Raw genomic sequence first — 18,825 nt, forward strand, 5'->3', positions numbered from 1 at the left:
CTCTTCCTCCGCCGGTCGGCGGCGGGGACAGGGCAATGAAGCTGACAGCCGTCCACCCGGTGGCTGGGGTCGGGTGCGGTGACCGGCCGGTCGATTGCGTGCCGCCGGTGGTGGGCGCCATCTGGCCGCGGGATGGTTTCATGGTGGGTATGGATAGCAGCGAAACGGTGCTGGCACGGTTCAGCCCCCCGGTGGCCGGCTGGTTCACCGATGTCTTTGCTGCCCCCACCGGTGTGCAGGCGGCCGCCTGGGAGGCGATTTCCTCCGGCGATCATGCGCTGATTGTGGCACCGACCGGTTCGGGTAAAACACTGGCCGCTTTTTTGTGGGCGCTGGACCGGTTGACCGGGCGAGCGGGACAAACTGCGCTCGATACCGGTGACGGCCCCCCGCCTGCGGGAAGAGCGGGCGGCGGGAAAGTCAGTGTGCTCTACATCTCCCCGCTGAAAGCACTCGGGGTGGATGTCGACAACAACCTGCGGGCGCCACTGACCGGGATCGCCCGCACCGCGGCCCGCCTGGGCGCGGATATCCCGCCGATAACCACCGCGGTCCGAAGCGGCGACACCCCACCGAATGAGCGCAGAAAACAGCAGGCCAATCCGCCGGATATCCTCATCACCACCCCGGAGTCGCTGTATCTGCTGCTGACCAGCAAAGCCGCGGCCATGCTCACCGACGTCGAGTACGTCATCGTCGATGAAATCCATGCCGTGGCGGGCACCAAACGCGGGGTGCACCTGGCACTGTCGCTGGAACGGCTGGAACGACTGTGCGGGCAACCCTTCCAACGCATCGGGCTGTCAGCAACCGTGCGCCCCGTGGAACAGGTGGCGGGATTTCTCGGCGGCGACCGGCCGGTGACCATCATCAATCCGCCGGCCGACAAACAGTGGCAGTTGGATATCCATGTGCCGGTCGACGACATGGCCGATATTCCCTCCCCGGAACCCGGATCCACCATCGGTGACGCCGTCATCGACGACACCACCGGATTGACCATGCCACCTGACGGCGACAACGGTGCGGCACCGTGGGACAGCGGGCACCCGGAACACATACCCCGCCCAGGTGACGGCGGGCAGGCATCGGCCGGTGGGACCAACCTGGACATTGATTTTTTCACCGGACCCCCGGCTAGGTGGTCAGGGGCGGATCCTGCCGCCGGTGACCCCGGCGAAGCTGATACAGGTGAGCCGGAAAAACAGGACACTCCCGGCGGCCCCCGACACTCTGTCGCCGCCGGGGCAGAAGACACCCCGGCCGGCAGGCTGCTGTCGGAAGATACCGCCACCAGCCCCGACGGATCGATCTGGCCGTTTGTCGAACAAGACATTTACGCCGAGATCATGGCGGCCCGGTCGGTGCTGCTGTTTGTCAACTCGCGCCGCACGGCGGAAAAACTGACCAGCAGACTCAATGAACTGTGGGCGAGCGAGCACGACCCGTCGGCCCTCAACCCGGCGGGGATGAGACTTCCCGCGCAACTGGGCACCTACAGCGATACCGCAGGCCACGCCCGGGCGGTGATTGCCCGCGCCCACCACGGGTCGGTGAGCAAAACCGAACGCTCCCACATCGAGGCGCAGCTGAAATCCGGTGAGCTGCGCTGTGTGGTGGCGACCTCCTCGCTGGAGCTGGGTATCGACATGGGGATGGTCGACAAAGTCATCCAGGTGCAGGCCCCGCCATCGGTGGCCAGCGGCCTGCAGCGGGTCGGCCGCGCCGGCCACACCGTGGGGGCTGTCTCCCACGGGTCGTTTTATCCGCTGCACCGCAGTGACCTGGTGGCCACGGCCGTGACCGTCGAGCGGATGCGGGAAGGCGCAATAGAAGCCCTCACCGTCCCGGAGAACCCGCTGGATGTGCTGGTGCAGCAGACCATAGCCACCACGGTGACAGCCCCCATCTCAACCGACCAGTGGTATGCGGCGGTCCGCCGCAGCTGGCCCTACCGCAACCTGCCCCGGGATATTTTTGACGCGGTCATCGATTTGGCGGCGGGTGTCTACCCGTCGACGGATTTCAGTGAACTGAAGCCACGCATCATCCACGACCCGGTCACCGGTGAACTGTCGGCCCGCCCCGGGACCCTGCGGGTGGCTGTCACCAACGGCGGCACCATTCCCGACCGCGGCATGTTCGGGGTGTTTCTGGCCGGCGGCGCAACGACAGGTCAACGATCCCCGCAGCCGCCCAGAAGAGTCGGTGAACTTGATGAAGAGATGGTCTACGAATCCCGGGTGGGCGACGTCTTCACCCTGGGGGCGTCCAGCTGGCGGATCGAAGAGATCACCAAAGACCAGGTTCTGGTCACCCCGGCCCCGGGGCATACCGGACGGTTGCCGTTTTGGAACGGCGACAGTGCCGGGCGCCCGTGTGAACTGGGCACGGCACTGGGGGCCTACCGGCGGGAAGTGGCTGCCGACCCGGCCCGGGCGGATACCGGTGTGCTGGATGAGCGGGCCAGAAACAATCTTTTGACTTATCTGGGCGACCAGAAAGACGCCACCGGAATCGTTCCCGACGACACCACCCTGCTGCTGGAGAGATTCACCGATGAACTCGGCGACTGGCGGATTGTGCTGCACAGCCCCTTCGGCCGTCCGGTCAACGCTGCCTGGGCTTTGGCCGTCAATGCGTTGATCGGGGAGAAAACAGGCATGGACGCCCAGGCGGTGGCCGGCGACGACGGGATTGTTTTGCGGCTTCCCGACCAGGCCACCGAACCGGGCCAGGACCTGTTTGTCATCGACCCGGACCAGATCAGCGATATTGTGGCCGGTGCTGTGGGTGATTCCGCTCTTTTCGCCTCCCGGTTCCGGGAATGCGCGGCCCGGGCGCTTCTTCTTCCGCGCAAAAAACCCGGCACCCGGGCACCGCTGTGGCAGCAGCGGCAGCGGGCCGCACAGCTTCTTGATGTGGCGCGCAAATACCCGAAATTCCCGATCATTTTGGAAACGGTGCGCGAATGTCTCAAAGACGTCTACGACATTCCGGCGCTGGAAGGCATCCTCGGCGGTATCGCCAGGCGCCAGATCCGCATAGCGGAGGTCACTGTCGACACCCCCAGCCCGTTCGCCAGCTCCCTGCTGTTCAACTACACCGGGGCGTTCATGTACGAAGGCGACAGCCCGCTGGCGGAAAAACGGGCCGCCGCCCTGGCTTTGGACCCGGTGCTGCTGGCCAAACTGCTGGGTACGCGGGAGCTGGCCGAACTGCTCGACGGCGACATCATCGACGAGGTTCACCGGCAGCTGCGCCGGACCGCCCCCGACAGGCGGGCAACAACCTGCGAACAGCTCGCCGATACCCTGCGCATCGTCGGGCCGGTGCCGGTGGAGGAGTTGGGCCGCTGGACCAGTTTCGCTGCCACCGGCAGCCTTCCCGCCGACACCCCGGCAGACAGCGGCACCGCTCCAGATTCGCAGACAGATCAACCGGTACACCATCCCACCGACGGTGAACACATAGCCGATATCGCCTGCCGGGAACTCGGAAACCGGGTGATGCGGGTGCGGATCGCGGGAAAGGAGCACCTGGCGCAAAGCCTCGACGCCCCGTTGCTGCGCGATGGTCTGGGCATCCCGGTGCCGCCGGGAGTTGTTGCCCGGCAGCAGACCATCACCGATGCCCTTGATCAACTGGTGGGCCGGTACGCCAAAACTTCCGGGCCGTTTACCGTCACCGATGTGGCGGATCATTTCGGTATTGCCCCCGGTGCCGCCTTTACCGCCATCAGCCGGCAGATTGCCCTGGGGGCTGTCACCCAGGGCAGGTTCCGCAGCGAGGTGACAGCGGACCAGTACTGTGCCGGGACAGTGCTGTCGATTATCCGGTCACGCTGTCTGGCCCGGGCCAGGGCACAGGCTGAACCGGTCAGCCAGTCAACATTCGCCCGTTTTCTTCCCGACTGGCACCGGGTGGCCCCGGCCGGTGACACACCGCGCCTGCGCGGCACCGACGGGGTGTTTGCCGTCATCGAGCAACTCGCCGGTGTCCGTCTTCCGGCCTCCGCCTGGGAATCGCTGGTTCTGCCCGCACGCGTCGGTGACTACCAGCCGTCCATGCTCGATGAGCTGACCAACTCCGGTGAGGTGTTTGTCGTCGGCTGCGGGAAAGCCGGGGCAAAAGACCCGTGGATCATGTTGCTGCCGGCCGATTATGCGGCACAACTGGCACCCCCGGTGGACCGTGGGGGACTGACCGACAGCCAGGAGGATGTTCTGGAATTACTCGACCGCGGCGGCGGATTCTATTTCCCGCAGCTGCTCAGTGACCTGGACAAAGGACAGTTCCGGCAACAGGATCCGTCCGCCACAGACAGCGGCCCCGGTGGCCGTCAGCCGGATAACGGCGGGGATCGTGACCCGGCTACAGCGGTGCCGGAGAAAATCGATCCGCACCAGCTGCAGCAAGACCTGTGGACCCTGGTCGAACGCGGACTTGTCACCCCGGACGGTTTCGGGCCGATCAGGGCCAGACTTGCCGGGGCCACCGGTGGGAAAGCCGCCCACCGGGCGACACGGCGCCCGGCCCGGGGTCGGCTGCGCATGGGCCGAACCTCCTTCGCCCACAGTCAGCAGGCCTCACCGGCGGTCTCGACACCGGTGGACATGACCGGCCGGTGGGCGCGTGCCGTTATCCCCGCCACCGATGCCACGACCAGATCCATCGCCCACGGGGAAGCCTGGCTTGACCGCTACGGGGTCGTGACCCGGGGCAGTGTGAAAGCCGAAGACGTCACCGGGGGATTTGCTCTGGCCTACAAGGTGCTCACCGGCTTTGAACAGGCCGGCAAAGCCATGCGCGGCTATCTTGTCGATGGGCTGGGTGCAGCCCAGTTTTCCACCCCGGCACTGATTGATCGGCTGCGCGGATTCACCGACAGCCCCGATGTGGTCGGCTGGCCGTCGGGGGCAGAGAACCCGCAGGTCCACGTGCTGGCCGCCACTGATCCGGCCAACCCTTTCGGGGCGGCACTTCCCTGGCCTGACACTAGCGCCCGACCCACCCGCGCCCCGGGTGCTGTGGTCGTTATCGCCGATGGTCTTTTGGTGGCGTATCTGACCCGGGGCGGAAAAAACCTGACACTGTTTGACCAGCACACCCCACTGGATGACAGCGGCACAGCAGCTGTTGTCGTCACAGCACTGACCGACATGGTTGCGGCGGGCCGCATGTCGAAGGTGACGGTGGAAAAAATAGACGGCCAGGCTGCCCTGCAGGCACCGGTTGCCGCAGCCATGAAACAAGCCGGGGCCTCCTTCACCCCGCGGGGCATAGTGATCGGAGGGCCATCGAGAACCACCCCGCTGAATCGACCGCGACTGAAAGCCACAACCGTGATGGACAATGATCCCGCCGGGGACCACGGTGACGGTATAACCGACCCGGGAATCGTCTACCGGCCGCCAAAGGGAACCGGTTTCCGCCGTCCGGGCCGCAGACGCTAACCGGCCCCATCTGTTTTTCCACCGTCACCCCAACCAGTTGCCCGTCTTTTCTTCCCGCACCTTTGCGGTAGCGGGGGAGAGACCGGGCACACCATCGGCCCACCACCCCAAGGAGCACACCATGCCGGAAGGTGATTCCGTCTACCAGCTGGCCCGTCGTCTGCAGTTCATGGCCGGACGGCGGGTGGTGTCATCGTCACTGCGGGTTCCGCGCTATGCGACAGTCGATTTCACCGGATCGGTGTGCCGTCAGGTGTGGCCCTACGGCAAACACCTGTTCATGGCTTTCGGGGAGCAGATCATGCACACCCACCTGAAAATGGAGGGCACCTGGTCGGTTAACCACCACGGGGAAAAATGGAGAAAACCCGGTTTCACCGCCCGGGTGGTGCTGGTGGTCGACGGTGGACAGGGCAGCGGCACCGACATTGAAATCGTCGGCCACAACCTGGGGCTGGTGGAAGTGTTCCCCGTCGCCGACTACCGGCAGCGCATGGGGTATCTGGGTCCTGATGTACTGAAACAGCACTGGCTGACCGGTGGATGTGAACAAGCCAAACAGCGGATTCTGGCTCGCCCGGACAGAGCTGTTGGCGCCGCGCTGCTGGACCAGAGAAATCTGGCCGGTGTCGGCAACGAATACCGGGCCGAAATCTGTTTTCTGGCCGGTGTTCACCCGGCCACCGCAGTCAAAGACACCGACATCGACACAATACTGGCGCTCACCCGAAAACTGATGTGGGACAACCGCAATTCCGATCTGCGGGTGACCACCGGGGTGCGGCGCGCCGGGGAATCAACCTATGTGTTCGGCCGGTACATGAAACCGTGCAGGCGCTGCGGCACCCCGGTCGGCAAAGGATTTCTGGGCGGGGCGGATCGTGGCGGCGACGACGGGGAACTGGAGCGGGTGATCTGGTTTTGCCCGGTCTGTCAGCCGGTACCGGACAATCCGGCCGGATAGGGCGAAACCCGCACCGAAAAAACCAGGGGCCGCGCACCTGAAATCTGTGTCCCCAAAAAACCGGCCCTGCCACTGGCTTCCCCGGAGCACCGCCGGTGTGTGTGCTGTTGTGCCGGCTGACGGCGGCGGGTTGTGGTTGGGGTGCTGTTGTTGTGTGCCTTGTATTCCCGCTTGTTGGTGGTCAGCCCGCCGGGTGGGGACCGGTCGGTTTTCTGGTTGTCGCCCGGCTAGTGGCCGCTGCCCGGGCCATCGCTGTCACCGGGAGTGTCGGGGCCGGTGGGTTTCCTGCCGAAGATAATCCGGTCATCGAACCACTGGAAGATGGTCCCCAGCTCGGTAAAGCCGGCGGCCCGCAGGGCTTCCAGGTGGAATTCGGCGGACACCGGCAAGGTGGCGTGTTTGTCGCGCCAGCGCTGTTTGCGCAGTTGTGCCGCCTGTTCGTAACCGGGCAATGATTCAGCTGCCGTCCACCAGTCCGACCAGGTCATGGCGCCAGCGGCGGTGGCGGCCGCCAGGTGCTCGTTGCGCAGCTGCTCACAGACCCCGGAGAGGAAAGGCTGCGAGATCGGATTGAACAAGAGATGATCGCCGTTGAGCAGGACAGCCCCCGGGGCCATGAGTGCGGCCAACCGCACGTACAGGCCCACCAGATGGTCCGGATCGAGCCAGTGCAGGGCCGTGGTGGAGATAACCGCGTCAAAGGGCCGGTGGGGCAGTAGCTCCGCCAGATCATCGGCGGTGAGATCGCCGTCGACGTAGGTGATTCTGTCGGGTTCCGGATTGGTGTCGGCCGCCAGTTTCAGCAGTACCGGATCCCGGTCCACCCCGACTATGACCGCATCAGGGAAGCGTTCGGCAGCGGCTGTCGACAAATACCCCGGCCCGCAGGCGAGATCAAGAATCCGCGGGGGCCGTCCCAGAGTTGCGGCGTGGCGGGCGACGGTTTCCAGCATGGTTGTGGTCCGTAGATCACGCTGTTCGATAAACGCCTGCTGCTGGTCCTGCCAGGCGGAAACAATGAAGGCGGGAGTGTGGGCGGTATCGGCTGCCACAGACGGCTCCTTATATTCCGGTGTGCACGGGGCCATGTACCGACACATGCTATAGCGGTTGCTGTGGTCGGTAAAGTGCGGTTGTGCGCACCAGTTGAAGGCGGCTACCGGGTGTCCGCCGACAGCAGCTGGTCTTCGACGAACACCTGTCGGGTGGCGAAGAAACCACCGATGCAGATCGCGATCAGCGAGGCGGTGAGCACCACGTTCGGCCAGAACCATCCGTTGGTGACCTCCCGGAGAAACCCCATGAAAAACGGTCCGCCGCAGGCCATGGTGTAGCCCGCCCCCTGGCAGAAACTGGACAGGGATCTGGCTCCCTCCATGGTTCTGGCCCGCACATTGACCAGGGTCAGGGCCATCGGGAAGCTCAACGGGCCTGCCGCGGAGAACAGAATCCATACCCAGGGGGCGGCCATGGGGGCGGTGGCCATACCGGTGTTGCCGATGAAAAACAGTATCGCGCACACCACGATCACCCAGAAGGGATCCCGGAACCGGTCCACCGCGTACGGGGCGGCAATCGCCAGGATCAGCCCTACGCCGGACCACACCGACAGCATCAGTGCCCCGAAGCCCACCGAGGCCCCGGCGGTGGTGAAAAAAGCCGGCACAAACATCATCATCCCGTAGGAAGCGAAGCTGGTGAACCCGAACATCACCGCCAGTCCCAGGCCCACCGGGGTTGTCCACACTGGAAGCGAACGCTGCCGGGCAGCCGGGTGGCCGGCGGTGGTTGTGGTTGCGCCGGCCGGGCCTGCGGCCAGGGGGATCCAGGCCAGGGCCGCCAGGAAGGCCAGCAGCGACCAGCTGCCGAGGGAATACTGCCAGCCGTTGCGGTCAAACAGATTCGCCACCGGTTCCACCGTCAGGGGTGCTGCCAGCATGCCCGCCTGCATGGCCACCAGATAGACCATGGATACCGCAGGCACCCGGGCGGGGAAGAACTGCCTGACTGCCAGCGGTACCGCCGCATTGGTGATGCCGACGGCGAACAGTGCCAGGGCGGTCCCGGCAAACAACAGGCCGGTATGGGGGCCGATAACCCGCAGAATCTCACCTGCGGTGGTCAGTAGCATCGCGATCATGAGCATCCGCGGCCCGGACCATGCCTGCAGCAGCGTCGGGGTGGCGAAAGCCGCCAGGGCGAACATGGCGGTGGGGATCATGCCCAACAGACCCACCATGGTGCCGCCCAAGTGCAGATCATTGTTGATCAGGGGAACCAGTGGCGACAACGCGGTGACGGCGGCCCGCATATTGGTCGCTGTCAGCGCGATGGCGATCAGAGCGATGAGGCTGACATTGTTTTTGTTCACATATTCCGACATTAATACTTCGGGGACACATGGTTGGCGGCGGGGTTTCGTCCCCCGCCCGGCCATCCGTGTGGCGGCCGGGGGCGCTATGGTGGTGAGCCATGAAAGCAATACTGAACATTCTGTGGCTTGTCACCGGTGGACTGTGGCTGGCCCTCGGCTATTTCCTCTTCGGCCTTGTTGCCTGCGTGCTGATTGTCACCTTCCCCATTGGGGTGGCGTCGATGCGTATGGCCTCCTATGCCCTGTGGCCCTTCGGCAGGGAAGTTGTCGACACCGGAAAAGCCGGTGTTGTCACCGGCGTTGCCAATGCCATCTGGTTCATCTTCGGCGGACTGTGGATGGCCATCGGGCATATCGGTACCGCTGCCGCGCAGGCGGTGACGATCATCGGCATCCCGTTGGCCATCGCCAACATCAAGCTGATTCCGGTGACCTGTTTCCCCTACGGCAAAAAGATCGTGCCGGCCGGTTCGGTCGCCAATCCGGCGGCCGCGGTGAAGATTTAGCGCACCGGCAGTCCCGCATACAAGTGCCGGGGACCTGGCCGGGACACTGCCATCGGCGGTTGTCCCCGTGCCTGCCCGGCAGTTCACCGGAAGATGATCAAACAGACATCCCCGCCCGGGTGGGTTTTACCTGTCCGGCGGGGATGTCGTGGGTTCGGGGGACGGTTGATCTATCCGGTGACCACCCCGGTGGGGCGGGCGATGCGGGTGAGCATGGCAAGCCGCTCATCCAGCCCGGACTCCGGCGGGACACAGCATTTGGCGCCGAAAAAGTCGACCTCACCGGCAAGGCCGGTGGCTTCGGCAATAATTTCGGGGGTCATCAATGAGGTGGGTTCATCGTCGCTGGCGGGCAGGTGGCCGTCCGCCCACGGGCCGCCGTAGATGGTTTGTGCCGGCGAGGCCCCGGAGAACACCACGCCCGCCAGGCACCCGGTTTTCGCTGCGGTGCCGATCAGTGTGTTCGGCTCCTCCCCGTTGCGGGCCTCGACTGCGATCCGCCCCCAGTTGACCGATACTTTGATGCCCAGCTGCCCGGCGATTGCCAGCTCCTCTTCGATGGGCAGGAAGCCTTTTTCGGGGGTGTGGCTGGCGGTGTCTTTGTCGCAGTGTTCAATGATGATGCGGGTATCGCCCCACTCCCAGGACAGCACTTCTTTCAGCGACTCGGTGAAATCTTTCGCGGTGCGCAGATGCGTTGGTGCGGAGTGGACGGCCACCGCATCGAAGATCTGCCCGTGGGTTGCGTGCACGGCAGTGACGGCCGCATGGATGCGGGCGGTGAAATCGATCGCCTGTTTCCGGCCCAGCTCGTCGGGGGATCCGAGGCCGAAGTTTTTGTCCCGCCACACATTGACCATGGTGCCGGGGATGGCGGTGACAATCGAATGCGGGAAACGTCCGGCCAGCTGCCCACCCAGCCAGTCCCGGCTGTCATGGTCGGCCAGCTGCCCGGGGAAGGGGACCTCAATACCGGTGACCCAGCCGGTGTCGGCGAGCATGTCGTAGTAGCGGGCCTGTCCTGCGCTGTCGCCCGGCATGGAGGCGTAGGCGCCGACGACGAAAGGGGTGGGGGAGGTGTTCATGGGGCAAGCACAACCTATCGGTGGGACGGGAAAATGGGCACGGATACGGTGATGGTTTTTTACTTGGAAACCCACCTGGCCCGCACCGGTCGGCCGCATGCAAGACGCCGGTTTCCAACTGAACCTGTCTGACAGGTTGGGGCTGGTGCTGGTGCCGATGCCGCGGGTGGCGGTGGTTTTCGGAAAACAAGTCTAACCCGAAAAAAATGACATGTCAGATGTTTTCCGCTGTGGCGCACAGCCGGGGGAGTCCGCGGGGAGGGAAATTAGCCGGGCGCCGCGCGGTCTGCGGGAAAGCAAGACCGGGCGGCGCCCAATGTGCGGCGCTGATGCGCCCTGCCCGTGGTGCGGGTTACTGGTTGCGGTGGCTGCGGTAGAAGGCGATCAGATTGTCCGTGGAGCTGTCGCCGGAGTCGGCTTCTGTGTCACCGGTGACTGCCGGAAGCAGATCGCCGGCCTGCTTTTTGCCCAGTTCCACACCCCACTGGTCGAAGGAGTTGATGTCCCAGATCACGCCCTGGACGAAGGTGATGTGTTCGTAGAGGGCGATCAGGGAACCGAGCACATAGGGGGTCAGTTCCTCGGCGAGGATGGTGGTGGTCGGCCGGTTGCCGGGCATGACTTTGTGGCTGACCAGGCTGACCGGCACACCTTCGGCGGTGATTTCCTGGGCGTTTTTGCCGAAGGCCAGCACCTTGGTCTGGGCGAAGAAGTTGCTCATCAAAAGGTCGTGCATCGAGCCGGTGCCGTCGGCGGTGGGCAGATCCTCTTTCGGGCGGACGAAACCGATGAAGTCGGCGGGGACGATCCGCTTGCCCTGGTGCATCAGCTGGAAGAACGCGTGCTGGCCGTTGGTGCCGGGTTCACCCCAGTAGATTTCGCCGGTTGCGCAGTTGACGACCGAGCCGTCGTGGTGGACGTGCTTGCCGTTGGATTCCATGGTCAGCTGCTGCAGGTAGGCCGGGAAGCGGGACAGATCCTGGCTGTAGGGCAGCACCGCGTGGGTGTCGAAGCCGTGGAAGTTGGAGTACCAGATTCCCAGCAGACCCATCAGGGCGGGAATGTTTTTCTCGATGGGGGCGGTGCGGAAGTGGACGTCCATGTCGTGGAAACCGGCCAGGAAGTTCATGAAGTCCTGCGGGCCGATCACCGCCATCAGCGACAGGCCGATGGCCGAATCGACCGAGTAGCGGCCACCCACCCAGTCCCAGAAGCCGAACATGTTGGCGGTGTCGATGCCGAATTCGGCGACTTTTTCGGCGTTGGTGGACACCGCCACGAAATGCTTGGCCACCGCCGACTCATCCCCGTCGAAAGCATCCAGCAGCCAGCGTTTGGCGGCATGCGCATTGGCCAGGGTCTCCTGGGTGGTAAACGTCTTGGACGCGACGATGAAAAGGGTTGATGCGGGGTCGAGTTCATCGAGGGTGGCCGACATGTCCGCCGGGTCGACGTTGGAGACGAACCGGGCGCTGATACCTGCGGTGGCGTAGCAGCGCAGGGCTTTCACCGCCATGGCGGGACCCAGGTCAGAGCCGCCGATACCGATGTTGACCACTGTTTTGATGGTGTGTCCGGTATGCCCCAGCCAGGTGCCTTTCCGCAGCGCGTGGCAGAAATCCCGCATCCGGGAAAGCACCTCGTGCACATCGGCGGCCACATCCTGGCCGTCGACGGAAAGTTCCGCTTCCGCCGGCAGCCGCAGCGCGGTGTGCAGCACCGCCCGGTCCTCGGTGTTGTTGATGTGGGCGCCGGTGAACATCTCCTCGGTGGCTTTTTTCAGTTCCGCTTTCTCGGCCAGTGCCTTCAGCAGTGCGAGGGTGTCGTCGTTGACGAGGTTTTTCGACAGGTCGACGGTCAGTCCGGCGGCGGACAGCGTCATCTTTGCCGCACGCTGCGGATCGGCGGCGAACAGATCCCGCAGGGTGGTCTCGTGGAGGAATGTGTGGTGTTCCTTCAGTGCCTGCCACTGCGGGGTGTTGGTGATGACTTCAGCCATTATGTGTCCTTTTCCAGTGTGGTACGTGGTGGTCGAATGCAAAAACAAGGTGCGCCCGCGACGGTGGGGCATCGGTGTCGGCTGTCTCCGCCCCGTCTGCCCTCCCGTCAATTTTTTCGGGCGGCGGTCAAGCGGCAGCCCCACCTGTCGGGCCGTGGCGTGGCGGCGCATGCCGCCAAACATCCCCAACGTTAGCTGCAAACCGCCGCTGGTGCGGAAAACCCCGGCGCGGGCTGGAAGGGACGCTGTCCTCCCGGCCCGCCCGTCGGCGGGCCGGGAGGGGGGCGTTAGCCCACATCCGGCCACAACCGTGGTGTGGGTTCCAGGGGGGAGTTGGCGCCCGGCGGGTGCAGCTTTCGCGGCCCCGCGGGGCGTTTTTGTGCATCATGGTGCTATGGCCGAAAACACACAACAGTTTCATGAACTTGTCAGCGAACTGCCCACGGGGCTGTTCATCAACGGGGAATTCACCGAATCCTCCTCCGGGGAAAGCTTCCCTGTGATCAACCCGGGTGATGGTTCAACCCTGTGCCGGGTGGCGTCCGCCACCGCCGAGGACGCCCGCCGCGCCCTGGACGGTGCGTGCGCGGTGCAGCCGGAGTGGGCGGCCACCGCCCCGCAGGAACGCGCCGATATTCTGCTGCGGGCATTTGACCTGCTGCACGACAACAAAGACACCCTGGCGCTGGTGCAGTCGCTGGAGCTGGGGCGGGCGCTGAAGGATTCCGCCGCCGAAGTCGACTACGGGGCGGAGTTTTTCCGCTGGTTCGCCGGGGAAGCCACCCGGATTGGCGGCGACTACCGGGTCAATCCGCAGGCGACGGCGCGCATTGTCGTCCACCGGCAGCCGGTGGGCCCCTGTCTGGCGGTCACCCCGTGGAACTTCCCGCTGGCCATGGGCACCAGGAAACTGGGGCCGGTGATTGCCGCCGGATGCACCATGGTCCTCAAGCCGGCCAGTAAAACCCCGCTGACCATGCTGTATCTGGCGAAAATCATGAAGCAGGCGGGTCTTCCCGACGGAGTGTTCCAGGTGCTTCCCACCGACACCGCCGACAATGTGTCCTGTCTGCTCGATGACACCAGGATCCGGAAATTCACCTTCACCGGCTCCACCGGGGTGGGGCAGATGCTGGCCGCCCGGGCGGCGAAAAATTCGGTGAAAGTGTCCCTGGAACTGGGCGGCAACGCCCCCTATGTTGTTTTCGCAGACGCTGATCTTGAGGAGGCTGTGGCGGCCACCGCGACAGCGAAAATGCGCGGCGCCGGGCAGGCCTGCATCGCGGCGAACCGGTTCATCGTCCACGAGTCCCTGGCCGAGGAATTCACCCGCCGGGTGGCCGCGCAGATCGCCGAACTGACCGTGGGACCCGGCACCGATCCGGCCACCGATGTCGGCTGTCTGTCGGGAACCGACCAGCTGGAGTCTGTTGCCCGCCTGGTCGACGACGCCGTCGCCAAAGGCGCGACAGTCCATCTGGGCGGTAGCCGCGCAAAGCTGGATGACTCATTGGCCGGCGGTGCCTTCTACCCGCCGACGGTGCTGGGCAATGTTCCCGCCGACGCGGAGATCACCCGCAGTGAAATCTTCGGCCCCGTGGTGGCGGTGACCACCTTCACCGATGACGAGGACGCCATCCGGCAGGCCAACGACACCGACTACGGGCTGGCGGCCTACGTGTTCACCACAGATGTGACCAAGGCCCTGTGGGCGGCGGAAGCCATCGAATCCGGCATGGTGGCGGTCAACAAGGGCGCCCTGTCCGATCCGGCCGCCCCCTTCGGCGGGTTCAAACAGTCCGGCCTGGGCCGGGAAGGCGGCCGCGAGGGCATCGAGGAATTCCTGGAGACCAAATACATCTCCCTGCCGCGCTGACCACCGGGGTGCGGACCGCCTGTGCCGGGCGGGGCACACCCGGCACAGCGGTGGTGCACAATGGCAGACATGGATTCATCACGTTGCCTTGTCCTCAGTGAAGAGGTGGCGGCCGGGCTGGCCCGCGCCGCCGCCGGCCACGGCACCACCGTCGGTGACCTGGCCGAGCATGTGCTCAAGGAATATCTGCGCCAGGAACGCCTGTCGGGGCTGCGCAGCCGCAGCGGTCAGGCCGGGGAGAGCGGTTTCACCACCTGGCGCGACCAGGTCACGTTCACCCTGGGCGGGGCCGGGGCCACCGAGCTTTCCGAATCCGGCAGCTAGCCCGGCGGCTCACCGGCGGCGGTGGGCGGCCGGGAAAACCCGGCGGCCTACAGTTTGCCGCGGCCCATGCGCAGCAGCAGGTTCGCCAGCGCCGGGCCTTCCTCGCCGATGGCTTCCCGGAAGCGGTTGATGATGCGCACCTCCCGGGTGTGGACCAGTCGGGTTCCCCCGGAGATCATGCGGGTTTTGCCGATCGCGCCGGAGACCTCGGCGCGGCGGATCACCGCATCAATGATGATCTCGTCAAGACGGTCGATCTCTTCCCGGTAGCGCTGGATTTCCGCATCCGTCAGCGGATCGTCGCTGCCGGAGGGCGTCCGGACTGAAAAAGGGGCGGGTGTGTCGGTCATGATGGGTATTGTGCCACGCCGCATGCCGGTATCCGCTCCGAACACGGATGGACAGCGAACCCGGTGCCGGGCTGTCGGATAGTCTGGGGCCATTATGGCTGCAGACAATCACCACCAGGCTTCCCCGTTTTCCGCTTCCGCAGACCCCGGCCGCCCCCGCCCACAGGGTCTTCGTTCTCCCTATTCCCCCAGCCCCGGCGAGGAACCGATATCCCCTGCCGGCGGGGCGGAGCAGCCGGTATCCGGTGCAGACCACCCCCTGCTGGAGGGACTGAACCCGCAGCAGCGGCAGGCTGTGGTGCACCAGGGCAGCCCGCTGCTGGTTGTCGCCGGCGCCGGGTCGGGCAAAACAGCGGTGCTGACCAGAAGAATCGCCTACCTGCTGGCGATGCGGGGGGTGGCCCCCTGGCAGGTGCTGGCGATCACCTTCACCAACAAAGCGGCCGCGGAAATGCGGGAGCGGGTCCGCGAGCTGGTCGGTCCCGCCGCCGACAGCATGTGGGTGTCGACCTTCCACTCGACCTGTGTGCGGATTCTGCGGGCGCATACCGGACTGGTGGAGGGACTGAACACCAACTTCACCATCTACGACGCCGATGATTCCCGCCGCCTGGTGACCATGATCGCCAAGGACATGGGAATCGACACCAAAAAACTCACCGCCCGGCTGGTGGCGGGACGGATATCGAACTGGAAAAACGAGCTCGTCGACCCGGCGGAAGCCGCCCGCCAGGCGGGCCACGGCGCCGACAGTGACACCCCGGTGGTCGCCGCGGTGTACGCCGAATACCAGCGGCGGCTGCGGGCGGCCAACGCCTGCGACTTCGATGACCTGATCATGGAGGTCCACCGCATATTCACCGGGCACCCGGATATCGCCGAGCATTACCGGCGCCGTTTCCGCCATGTGCTCATCGACGAATACCAGGACACCAACCACGCGCAGTACGCCATGGTGCGTGCCCTGGTCACCGGCGGTGACGGCAGCGGGGTGGACTCCAGTGAACTGTGCGTGGTCGGCGACGCCGACCAGTCGATCTATGCGTTCCGCGGGGCGACGATCCGCAACATCGAGGAATTCGAGCAGGACTTCCCGCAGGCACAGACGGTGATGCTGGAACAGAACTACCGTTCCACGCAGACTATTTTGTCCGCCGCCAACGCGGTGATCGCCCACAATCCGGGACGGCGGAAGAAAAAACTGTGGACCGCCTCCGGCGAGGGGGACAAAATCGTCGGCTGGGTCGCTGACGACGAACACGACGAAGCCCGCTTCGTGGCCCGGGAAATCGACCGGCTGATCGATACGGGCGGCGCCTGGCGGGACGTGTGCGTGATGTACCGCACCAATGCGTCCTCCCGGGCGGTGGAGGAGGTGTTCATGCGCACCGGCATCCCCTACAAAGTCGTCGGCGGCACCAGGTTCTACGACCGGAAGGAAATCCGGGACATCGTCGCCTACCTGAAAGCCATCGACAACCCCGACGACACGGTGTCGCTGACCCGGATCATCAACACCCCGCGCCGCGGCATCGGCGACAAAGCGCTGTCACAGCTGACCAACCACGCCCAGTCCACCGGCACGGGTTTCGGCGCCGCCATCGGTGATGCGGCAGCGGGCCGCATCGATGCGCTGGGGCCGCGGGCACAAAAAGCGGTGGGCCGTTTCGCCGCTCTGATGGATCATCTGCGGCAGTGCGCCGCCGGGGCCATCGATCCCGGCACCGGGCAGGTGGATCTGGGGGAGATCGTGGAAGAAATCCTCACCCAGACCGGCTACCGGGAGCAGCTGGAAGGCTCCAACGACCCGCAGGATCAGGCGCGGCTGGAAAACCTCGACGAACTGGTGTCGGTGGCCCGCGAATTCACCTCCGAAAGCGCGCAGACCGCCGCCTACGGGGCAATCGGCGGCGATGACACTGACCCCGCCGCCACCGAAGGCATGGCCGAACCGGGCAGCCTGCAGGCTTTCCTGGAAAAAATCTCGCTGTCTTCCGACGCCGACCAGATTCCCGGCGACGACAGGGGGGAGGTCACCCTGATGACCCTGCACACCGCCAAAGGACTGGAATTTCCGGTGGTGTTCGTCATCGGCTGGGAAGACGGGCAGTTCCCGCACAGCCGGTCCCTGGGCGATCCGGCGCAGCTGGAGGAAGAACGCCGCCTGGCCTATGTGGCCATCACCCGGGCCAGGCAGCGTCTCTACGTCACCCGGGCGGTGCAGCGCGCCTCCTGGGGGGCGGCCACCCGCAACCCCGAATCACGTTTCCTCTCCGATATCCCGGCCGACCTGATCGACTGGCAGCGCACCCAACCGGCTGCGGATGCATGGGGGCTGTCCGGCGCCGGATTCGGCTGGTCGAAGCCGACGGCCGGCCCCGGCCGGGGTGGGTCCACCAGCTCCCCGGCAGCCGGTAAACCGGTGCGCCCCGGACTGCCGCAGGCGCCGAAAGGCCCGGCCCTGGATCTGGCGGTGGGTGACCTGGTCAACCACGAGCAGTACGGGATGGGCACGGTCACCTCCATCGAGACCGTGGCCGGGCACAGGGCGGCAATGATCGACTTCCGCTCCAAAGGCACCGTCAAAATTGTGCTCATTCCCGGCATCCGGATGGAAAAGCTCTAGGACACGCCTTCCCGCCGCACCTGCCCTGCGCGTCCTGCCGCCACCCCACCGGTTTGCCGCACCGGCCGGGGCGCCCCCGTCACCGTCTGCAGCTTGGCGGCGGGGGCGGGCACAGCCGGTGGCCGTCGCAGTGGCTGTGCACGGCGTTCTGGCAGCGGTGGAACCCTGCTGCCCCACGGTGGGGCCCGCCGGGGCGTGCTGTGGCCCCACAGCGTGTCTGCGCTGTTTTTTTCGTACCGTGGCTGCCCCCCCGGGCGGTGGCGCCGAAGGCGCGCCGCCTCCGGCGGGGGATGGTGCATGGTGGGTCAAAAAATCTCCCGGGCAGCAGTTGCCCGGGAGATGGAAAAAGAGTGTGTTACAGGGTGATGCCGCGCTCTGCCAGCCACGGGATCGGGTCGATGGCGCCGCCACCGACCGGGTGGACCTCAAAGTGCAGGTGCACACCGGTGGAGAAGCCGCGCGAACCCATCCCGGCGATTTTCTGTCCCGCAGTCACCTGCTGGCCGACAGCCACATCGATGGTTTCCATGTGCCCGTAGACGGTGATGGTGCCGTCGTCGTGGAGAATCCGCACCCACTGGCCGAATCCGGAGGCCGGTCCGGCATCAATGACGGTGCCGTCTTCGGCGGCCACGATCGGGGTGCCGAGGCTGTTGGCGATATCCACACCGTTGTGGACCGACCCCCAGCGGTAGCCGTAGCCGCTGGTGAGCACACCCTGGGCGGGTTTGACTGCCTGCGGCATGCGGGCCTGCATGTCCTCGGTGACTTTCTGGGCGTGGTAGTCGATGGCCTTGTGCAGCTGGTCGACCAGGGATTCCTCGGGCTTGAACTCCGGGATGTTGAGAATCTGGGGAACGTTGTTGTCGTTGGCGAACTGGGCGACGGCGGCTTCGAAGGGAGTGGACTGTCCGGCCAGCTCCAGTTCGGGTGCGGCGACGGCGTGCTCGGGGGCGGACTGGGCGGTGGCGGCGGCTGCACCGCCGGCCCCTGCACCGGTGACGGCACCGGTAGCCACGGCCACCAGGGCGACCCGGTTCCTCACCGGTGTCGTGCGCTTGCGGTGCGCGCCTGTGGTGGTTGTCCGCTGAGCAGTGTTGGTCATGGGGGCCGTATCCCTTCGCCGTCGATCCAGTCACCTGATGAATGAGTCCTCGAACATCACGGTGAGTGCTGGCAGGCTGTTGATGCCGGTACCGGTTATCTCCGGCGTGAACGCCTGTCCGCGGCGCGGGAGGAAAAACCTGTGACAGTTATCTTCTGCG

At 65.4% G+C, this 18,825-nt stretch carries 12 protein-coding genes; 6 read left to right on the forward strand and 6 right to left on the reverse strand.

Translation table 11 applies throughout. The annotated features are described in order from the left end of the window. Positions 1 to 149 precede the first annotated feature (149 nt). Together JZY06_RS08710 and JZY06_RS08715 are read left to right on the forward strand one after the other, a co-directional pair. On the forward strand, positions 150 to 5,456 hold the full coding sequence (locus JZY06_RS08710; protein ID WP_207279172.1) for an Lhr family ATP-dependent helicase: 5,307 nt from the start codon (positions 150 to 152) through the stop codon (positions 5,454 to 5,456). Positions 5,457 to 5,577: 121 nt separating this feature from the next. Then, the gene (locus tag JZY06_RS08715) at positions 5,578 to 6,420 is read left to right on the forward strand and encodes an Fpg/Nei family DNA glycosylase (protein ID WP_207279173.1); all 843 of its coding nucleotides are present in this window, start codon (positions 5,578 to 5,580) and stop codon (positions 6,418 to 6,420) included. A gap of 227 nt (positions 6,421 to 6,647) precedes the next feature. Here JZY06_RS08715 and JZY06_RS08720 read toward each other — a convergent pair whose 3' ends face one another. Together JZY06_RS08720 and JZY06_RS08725 are read right to left on the reverse strand one after the other, a co-directional pair. Continuing rightward, positions 6,648 to 7,472, reverse strand: a complete 825-nt coding sequence (locus JZY06_RS08720; RefSeq protein ID WP_207279174.1) for a class I SAM-dependent methyltransferase — start codon at positions 7,470 to 7,472, stop codon at positions 6,648 to 6,650. Positions 7,473 to 7,576: 104 nt separating this feature from the next. Continuing rightward, a complete protein-coding gene (locus JZY06_RS08725; RefSeq protein ID WP_330617221.1) occupies positions 7,577 to 8,791 on the reverse strand; it encodes an MFS transporter in 1,215 nt (404 codons plus the stop codon). Positions 8,792 to 8,892: 101 nt separating this feature from the next. On the opposite strand from JZY06_RS08725, the gene JZY06_RS08730 reads away from it, so the two are divergent. Then, entirely contained in the window at positions 8,893 to 9,300 is a 408-nt protein-coding gene (locus tag JZY06_RS08730; RefSeq protein WP_207279176.1) for a YccF domain-containing protein, read from the forward strand. A gap of 170 nt (positions 9,301 to 9,470) precedes the next feature. Here JZY06_RS08730 and JZY06_RS08735 read toward each other — a convergent pair whose 3' ends face one another. Further along, positions 9,471 to 10,385: a DUF4862 family protein gene (locus tag JZY06_RS08735; RefSeq protein ID WP_207279177.1), complete on the reverse strand. Its 915-nt coding sequence runs from the start codon at positions 10,383 to 10,385 to the stop codon at positions 9,471 to 9,473. A 352-nt stretch (positions 10,386 to 10,737) separates the two neighbouring features. After that, on the reverse strand, positions 10,738 to 12,384 hold the full coding sequence (gene pgi, locus JZY06_RS08740; protein WP_207279178.1) for a glucose-6-phosphate isomerase: 1,647 nt from the start codon (positions 12,382 to 12,384) through the stop codon (positions 10,738 to 10,740). Positions 12,385 to 12,778: 394 nt separating this feature from the next. Between pgi and JZY06_RS08745 the strand changes: the two genes are divergently transcribed. Further along, on the forward strand, positions 12,779 to 14,260 hold the full coding sequence (locus tag JZY06_RS08745) for an NAD-dependent succinate-semialdehyde dehydrogenase (RefSeq protein ID WP_207279179.1): 1,482 nt from the start codon (positions 12,779 to 12,781) through the stop codon (positions 14,258 to 14,260). A 69-nt stretch (positions 14,261 to 14,329) separates the two neighbouring features. Further along, on the forward strand, positions 14,330 to 14,584 hold the full coding sequence (locus tag JZY06_RS08750; protein WP_207279180.1) for a hypothetical protein: 255 nt from the start codon (positions 14,330 to 14,332) through the stop codon (positions 14,582 to 14,584). A gap of 47 nt (positions 14,585 to 14,631) precedes the next feature. On the opposite strand, the gene JZY06_RS08755 is transcribed toward JZY06_RS08750, so the two are convergent. Further along, positions 14,632 to 14,934 (reverse strand): chorismate mutase, encoded by a 303-nt coding sequence (locus JZY06_RS08755; RefSeq protein WP_207279181.1) that lies wholly within the window; start codon positions 14,932 to 14,934, stop codon positions 14,632 to 14,634. Positions 14,935 to 15,028: 94 nt separating this feature from the next. Here JZY06_RS08755 and JZY06_RS08760 point away from each other — a divergent pair, with 94 nt between their 5' ends. Next, positions 15,029 to 17,560, forward strand: coding sequence for a UvrD-helicase domain-containing protein (locus tag JZY06_RS08760; protein WP_207279182.1), 2,532 nt, complete (start codon positions 15,029 to 15,031; stop codon positions 17,558 to 17,560). Positions 17,561 to 17,915: 355 nt separating this feature from the next. On the opposite strand, the gene JZY06_RS08765 is transcribed toward JZY06_RS08760, so the two are convergent. Next, positions 17,916 to 18,665, reverse strand: coding sequence for a M23 family metallopeptidase (locus JZY06_RS08765; RefSeq protein ID WP_207279183.1), 750 nt, complete (start codon positions 18,663 to 18,665; stop codon positions 17,916 to 17,918). Positions 18,666 to 18,825: the final 160 nt, after the last annotated feature.

Origin of the sequence: Corynebacterium mendelii, assembly GCF_017307055.1 — a bacterium.
GTDB lineage: Bacteria > Actinomycetota > Actinomycetes > Mycobacteriales > Mycobacteriaceae > Corynebacterium > Corynebacterium mendelii.